General features: G+C 53.1%; 6 protein-coding genes. 2 read left to right on the forward strand and 4 right to left on the reverse strand.

Annotated features, from left to right (window positions below; translation table 11 throughout):
• Positions 1-148 precede the first annotated feature (148 nt).
• The 4 genes from INT22_RS12985 to INT22_RS13000 all read right to left on the reverse strand — a co-directional run bounded on the left by INT22_RS12985 (position 149) and on the right by INT22_RS13000 (position 4536).
• Positions 149-424: an oxidative damage protection protein gene (locus tag INT22_RS12985; protein ID WP_083007102.1), complete on the reverse strand. Its 276-nt coding sequence runs from the start codon at positions 422-424 to the stop codon at positions 149-151.
• Positions 425-479: 55 nt separating this feature from the next.
• Positions 480-1577 (reverse strand): A/G-specific adenine glycosylase, encoded by a 1098-nt coding sequence (gene mutY, locus INT22_RS12990; RefSeq protein WP_193060147.1) that lies wholly within the window; start codon positions 1575-1577, stop codon positions 480-482.
• A 143-nt stretch (positions 1578-1720) separates the two neighbouring features.
• Positions 1721-4054 carry an AsmA family protein gene (locus INT22_RS12995; RefSeq protein WP_193060148.1) on the reverse strand — a complete coding sequence of 778 codons (2334 nt, stop codon included), beginning with the start codon at positions 4052-4054 and terminating at the stop codon, positions 1721-1723.
• Positions 4051-4536: an acetyl-CoA sensor PanZ family protein gene (locus INT22_RS13000; protein ID WP_089039886.1), complete on the reverse strand. Its 486-nt coding sequence runs from the start codon at positions 4534-4536 to the stop codon at positions 4051-4053. The genes INT22_RS12995 and INT22_RS13000 overlap by 4 nt, the downstream gene beginning before the upstream one ends.
• A 206-nt stretch (positions 4537-4742) precedes the next feature.
• Here INT22_RS13000 and hisB point away from each other — a divergent pair, with 206 nt between their 5' ends.
• Positions 4743-5336 carry an imidazoleglycerol-phosphate dehydratase HisB gene (hisB, locus tag INT22_RS13005; RefSeq protein WP_030074661.1) on the forward strand — a complete coding sequence of 198 codons (594 nt, stop codon included), beginning with the start codon at positions 4743-4745 and terminating at the stop codon, positions 5334-5336.
• A gap of 52 nt (positions 5337-5388) precedes the next feature.
• On the forward strand, positions 5389-5985 hold a 597-nt coding region (gene hisH, locus INT22_RS13010; RefSeq protein ID WP_226912703.1), incomplete at its 3' end, for an imidazole glycerol phosphate synthase subunit HisH.

The following is a 5985-nucleotide window of genomic DNA, read 5'->3' on the forward strand; positions in this document are numbered from 1 at the left end:
AAACTCAGCTTTTCGTCAACACTTTCGTGAAACTTTCTTTCTAGTCACGTGCTTAGGGCACTTCTTTGCAGGGCTCAAAACGTGCAAAAGCCGCGCCATCCGTGGGCTGCACCGAGTTTCACTCCTTACAGCCTTGCTTCCTGAACGCTTAAGCCTGGGTAGGCGGCACGTAACCTTCCGCTTGATCCGTTGCTTCGTTATTTAGAAAACGCTGCATTTGATCCATCAAATAGGCGCGCGCCTCGGGCTCTAACATGTTGAGGTGCTTTTCATTAATCAAGCGCGTTTGCAACGACTGCCACTCTTCCCAGGCCTGCTTAGACACCGTGGCTTGAATCTCTTGGCCCTGCTTACCTGGCAGTGGTGGAAATGGCAGAGCGGGTAGCTCTTGTTGGTACTTGCGGCAAAAAACGGTGGTGCTCATGGTGTACTCCTTTTTGAATAACGCTGCGAATATAAAAGTAATAACGCGAGTGAGGTTAGCGCGACGGCCCCGGCGTTGGATCTAGGGAAAAAGGCGCCAGCTGGCTCAGCAGCGATTTAACCGGCGCAGCCAAGCCAAGCGAGGGCGGTGCGTCAACGTCATACCACACGCCATCTTCTCTTACGCCGTTCAGCCTATCGCAACTGACGGGCTGAGGCGTAATCAATAGCCGAAAATGGCTAAACGTATGAGTAAAGCTGGGCAGTGGCGCATGGCGCTCGGGGGACGTCACATGATCAGCCAGCCAATCGTCCAGTTCACTATGTTGCTCAAATTGAGGCAGGCTCCATAGGCCTCCCCACAGGCCGCTGGGTGGCCGTTGCTCTAACCACACCCGCCCTTGCCTGTCTCGTAGCATCAGCATAATGGTTTCACGCGTCGGCAAGGCTTTTTTAGGCTTGGATTCGGGAAAGCGTTGCGGCTCACCTTGGGCATAGGCACGGCATACGTCGTTAAACGGACAGATCAGGCAATCAGGTTTGCTGCGTTTACATAGCGTGGCGCCGAAATCCATGATGGCTTGGGTATAGTCGGCAAGACGGGTATTGGGCGTGAAATACTCAGCCAACGCCCATAGTGAGCGCTCTACTGCTGGTTTGCCTGGCCAGCCAGTAATGGCATGCAAGCGAGTCAGCGATCGTTTTACATTGCCATCTAAAATCGCGGCCTGCTGACCAGAGCTTTGCGCGATGATCGCGCCAGCAGTGGAGCGGCCGATACCTGGCAGCGCCATTAACGCTTCGACACTGTCCGTTGGCAGCTCTCCCCCATGGGACGCTAACGCCACTTGGGCCGCTTTATGCAAATTACGGGCACGGGCGTAGTAACCCAGCCCGGTCCAGAGATGCAGCACGTCGTCCTGAGGTGCGTTGGCCAGTGCTTCTAACGTGGGAAAGCGCGTCATAAAGCGTTTGAAGTAGGGAATAACCGTCGCGACTTGGGTTTGCTGGAGCATAATTTCAGATACCCATACCCGGTAGGCACTTCGGGGCGACTGCCAAGGCAGGTCATGCCGGCCATACTGATCGAACCAGGTAAGCAAGCGGCGTTGAAACTCTTCCGCCGCGAGGCACGGTGTAAACATGTCGGCCATAGGATTTCCTTAAACAGTAAAACGGCACCCTGCAATTAGCCGTCAGTTGGCCTTGCTATTATGTGGCTAACTAACACGCAAAAAAGCGCCGGCGGTAAGGCCGGCGCACACTGATTGTATCGCTTCAAAACGTGCATGAATGCTCAGTTAAATAGACGACGAATCCCCTCACGAAGTTCCTGACCAGCGCCTTCTCCTAGGCGTTCGTCAATTTGATCAAGCGAATCGCCCAGCCGCTCCTCAAGCTCTTCTTCAAGACGGCCGCCTGCTTCATTACGTAGTAGGTCTATCACCGCTGCTTGGAAAGCCGAACGATCAAATCGGCACCACTGGGTTTTATCGTCGCCCACATGGCCTTCACAACGAACTGGAAGAGGCAACTGCTCTAAACGCGAGTTCACGTTACAGGCGGCATCGGCTGTGTCGACCAACCTAGCATTTGCCTCAGTCGTAAAATTCAGCGTATTGAGACTGAATTCGCCTTCACCCTGTACATCAATACCAGGAAGGGTGATAAGCAAATCGTCGCTATTTACTACACCATTACGCACTTGGAAGGTCGCATCAAACCGTTCAAAACGCGTATCAGGTTCCCATTCGCGCTGGGTGCTTTCGCCCTCTAGCTGCGCCACTATCTCGCACATTTGCTGAGAGATATTCGTTTGCAGAATCGCTCCGTCGCTTAGCTGCGCAGTTAGCTCGCCGTTAAGATTATTGATGAGCACGTCACGGCGATTGCCTTGAGTCGTCAGTGCACCTTCCAAGTTAAAGCGGCCTCGTAACGGTGATGCCTCTTCACTAAAGGTTTCAATGAGCGGTGCGACCTGAACATCACTGACACTTGGAGAAATCTGCCATTCCAGTATGTTCGCTGTCGCATCTAGACGGCCAGTCGAATTAAGCTCGCCCTCATAAAAACGTGACTCAAAGGCTGTCAGTTGGTGCACTCCATTCTCGCCGCGCAAGCTTAGCGAAGTGTCATCGAACGTTAGTCCCGCCAGCACAAGCTGGTCGACGCTTAAGCCCCCCTCTAGCGATAGCGTGCTCAGCCATTCCTGAGGCAATAGTGCCCCATCGGTTTGGGCAAAGGCTTTGCGCAGTATACCTCGGCTAGCTTGTTGAGCGGTTTCCGGACCAGGCAGATAATGATCAATATTCAGTTGGTCACCTTCCAGATTAAAGGCGAGCCGAGTACCGTCCAGCGCGGCGGAAATATTACCTGTAAAGGTACTGTCGTCCACTACTAAGGAAAGACGCGGCAATGCAATACTCGTCATATCGCCTTCAATTGGGCTAGTCATCGCCACATCTCTCAGGGCACTTTCATTGGCCGTCTTGAGAGTAATGCCTGCGCGAGATAACCAAGGCCGCAATGTAAAAGGCGCTGCGGTGAGTTGGCCACTGTATTGAGGAGAGTCTAAAAACTTTTCGACATTGAGATGACCACTGACTCTCAGCCCATCCGGCCCGGTTAACTGAGCATCTTTAAACTGAGCAGTTTGCGCCGCCCAGTCACTTTCCAAACCAAATGCCAACGAAAGCGCGAGGCTACCCTGCCAATTGTCTGGATGACGTAAGCCCGCGTCAACGACACCCTCGCGAATCGTAAGTTGCTGCTCCCCCATTCGGGCAACTATTTCAGCTGCTTTCAAACTAAGCTGCTGCGGATCACTTTCTCCAGAGCGTCGCGTACGGGTCGTCAGCTGGATATTTTCAAAAACCAACTGCTCATCTTTCAAACCTAAACGAAGACGAGTTTCGAGATTCACTTCGCTGGTCAGGTCGGGCGTACGCTCCAACACCTCTGCATCTAAGCGATTATGCTTAGTTAATGTAAACATGGTTTTTAAAGGGAAGGAGCGTAACGGATTGACGTTGGCGCCTGAAATATTGAGCGGCTGCACACGCCAAAGCGCTTGGCTTTGCTCATCACGGAAGCGAATATCAGCATTTTTCACTTCTACGCTGGCAATATTCAGCACCACCGACAAACTTCCAGCATCTGCGTTGGGGCCAGCGCTTGCAGGCGCCAGTACCGTTTCCGCTGTTTCGTTACCCTGCTCAGCGAGGCGCTCTAGTAACGGCTGCCAATTACCTTCGCCCTGCTCATCCTTTTCAAGGTTTAAGCGCATGCCATCTAGGGTTAAGCCATCAACCGCGATTTCGCCGCGTAATAAAGGGGCAAAGGCGACGCTAACTTCAGCTCGCTCAATGGCGGCAAACGCACTCTCGTCCTGAGCTTGCTCTGGCAGCCACGCTTTTGCCTGCTCAACACTGACCCCTATACGCGGATAAAATGACCATGTGATCGGGCCTTCCAACGCTAGATTCAGGCCAGTTTGTTCTTCTACCACCGCAGTTAGCCGAGGCTTGAAATCTTCTGGGTCAAGAAAAGTGGTGACATACACCACTGCGGCAACGGCAACAATCGCTAAAATACCTACCGCGGCCAGCAAAATACGTAGTAGATGATTCATTGCCCTTTTCCTTGTGGGTCGAGCTCAACAAAATCACTGGTGATGGAATCATCCGACGGCGCGGATGATTCAGGGGCTACGGGGCGATAACCAAGCTTTGAGAGCAGTACTCGATCGGCTAACGGCAGCGACGACGTTGCGATGCGCAGCACACGTCCTTCCTGTTTTGCCTGCTCTCCTAACAGTGCCATTAGTCGTGTGCCTACGCCACGCCGTCGGGTGGGTTTACGCACGCACAGCTCGGAGAGCCACCAGGCGCGGTCAGCTGCCTCTTTTATCGCCACTGCACCGAGCAGTCGATCATTAAAATGTGCGCAGGCAAAAAAGTGCTGCCCTTTTAAATGCTGTTCAATAAAAGGGGCGACCGTTGGTGTAGGCATTCGCTCTTGGGGCGCATCTTCATAAATGCGTATTAGGTCAATACGCACCTGCTCCTCTGCTTCCCAACGGGCCTGGTCGACGTAATCCAATGTCACCGGCATGGTGAAATCCTCTTTGCCAAAGCAGCAAGGCTGCTATTCTACCGCCAGCAAAGGCGGCTACCTTTCGCGCATTGTAGCGGATGGGGGTGCCGATTCACTATAATGGTCGCTTTTGGCACAGGTTATGCTTTGATCTGGCGGTGTTAACATTACCCGACGATCCACCAATACCCCCTCAGAGTGCGCATCAGCGCAGGAGATGCAACATGTCAGCGCGTATTGCCACGGTAAGCCGTGACACCAACGAAACGCAGATTACGGTCAGCGTCAACCTTGATGGCGAAGGCCGTCTCCGCAGCGACACCGGCGTTCCGTTTCTTGACCATATGCTTGATCAAGTGGCTCGTCATGGGATGGTGGATCTCGACATTGACGCAAAAGGCGATCTGCACATCGATGATCACCATACAGTTGAAGATCTAGGCATTACCCTAGGCCAAGCATTTCACCAAGCGATCGGCGATAAACGCGGCATCTATCGCTACGGGCATGCATACGTTCCTCTTGATGAAGCGTTGTCCCGTGTGGTTATCGACTTCTCCGGCCGTCCAGGTCTCTATATGAATGTCGACTTCACCCGCGATACCATTGGCCGTATGGATACCCAGCTGTTTTGGGAATTTTTCCAAGGCTTCGTCAACCATGCGCGCGTCACCCTGCATATTGACAATATAAAAGGCTTTAATGCTCACCATCAGGCTGAGACTATATTTAAAGCGTTTGGCCGCGCGCTGCGCATGGCGGTGGCAGAAGACCCGCGTATGGCGGGACAAATGCCGTCTACCAAAGGAAGCCTATAATGCCGGGTATTGCAGCGAGTGGTAGCTCGCCAACGATCACAAGGAGCGCTTTATGACCATCGCGGTAATCGATTATGGAATGGGCAACCTGCACTCTGTGGCAAAAGCGCTTGAGCACGTCACCCACGAAAATGTGATTATTACTCGCGACCCGCGACGTATTCTAGGTGCAACGCGCCTAGTACTCCCGGGCCAAGGGGCTATTAGGGACTGTGTAGGCGAGCTGGAACGTACCGAGCTACGCGGCTTAGTCGATGACATCCTTACCCGTCAAGCGAAACCACTATTGGGTATTTGCGTGGGCCAGCAAATGCTGATGGAACGTAGCGAAGAGAACGGTGGCGTAGATTGCCTAGGCTTTTTCCATGGCAGCGTTGATCGTTTTCCGGCCAATATGCGCGATGATTACGAACAGCGCTTAAAAGTCCCGCACATGGGCTGGAACCTTGTAGCGCAGCATCACGATCACCCGCTATGGTCAGGCATTGACGATAACGAACACTTCTATTTTGTACACAGCTACTACGTTAATGCGACTGACGACGCGCAAGTGTTTGGTACTACCCAGTACGGCAAGGTTTGCGCCCATGTAGCGATTGGCCGTGACGCCACCTTCGCTGTGCAGTTCCATCCTGAAAAAAGCTCCCGC

It is taken from the genome of Halomonas sp. 3D7M (genome assembly GCF_014897885.1).
GTDB lineage: Bacteria > Pseudomonadota > Gammaproteobacteria > Pseudomonadales > Halomonadaceae > Vreelandella.

Excerpts from the sequence above, each read along its gene's own strand:
- INT22_RS12985 (WP_083007102.1), bottom strand. The coding sequence starts at position 424 with ATGAGCACCACCGTTTTTTGCCGCAAGTACCAACAAGAGCTACCCGCT.
- mutY (WP_193060147.1), bottom strand. The coding sequence starts at position 1,577 with ATGGCCGACATGTTTACACCGTGCCTCGCGGCGGAAGAGTTTCAACGC.
- INT22_RS12995 (WP_193060148.1), bottom strand. The coding sequence starts at position 4,054 with ATGAATCATCTACTACGTATTTTGCTGGCCGCGGTAGGTATTTTAGCG.
- INT22_RS13000 (WP_089039886.1), bottom strand. The coding sequence starts at position 4,536 with ATGCCGGTGACATTGGATTACGTCGACCAGGCCCGTTGGGAAGCAGAG.
- hisB (WP_030074661.1), top strand. The coding sequence starts at position 4,743 with ATGTCAGCGCGTATTGCCACGGTAAGCCGTGACACCAACGAAACGCAG.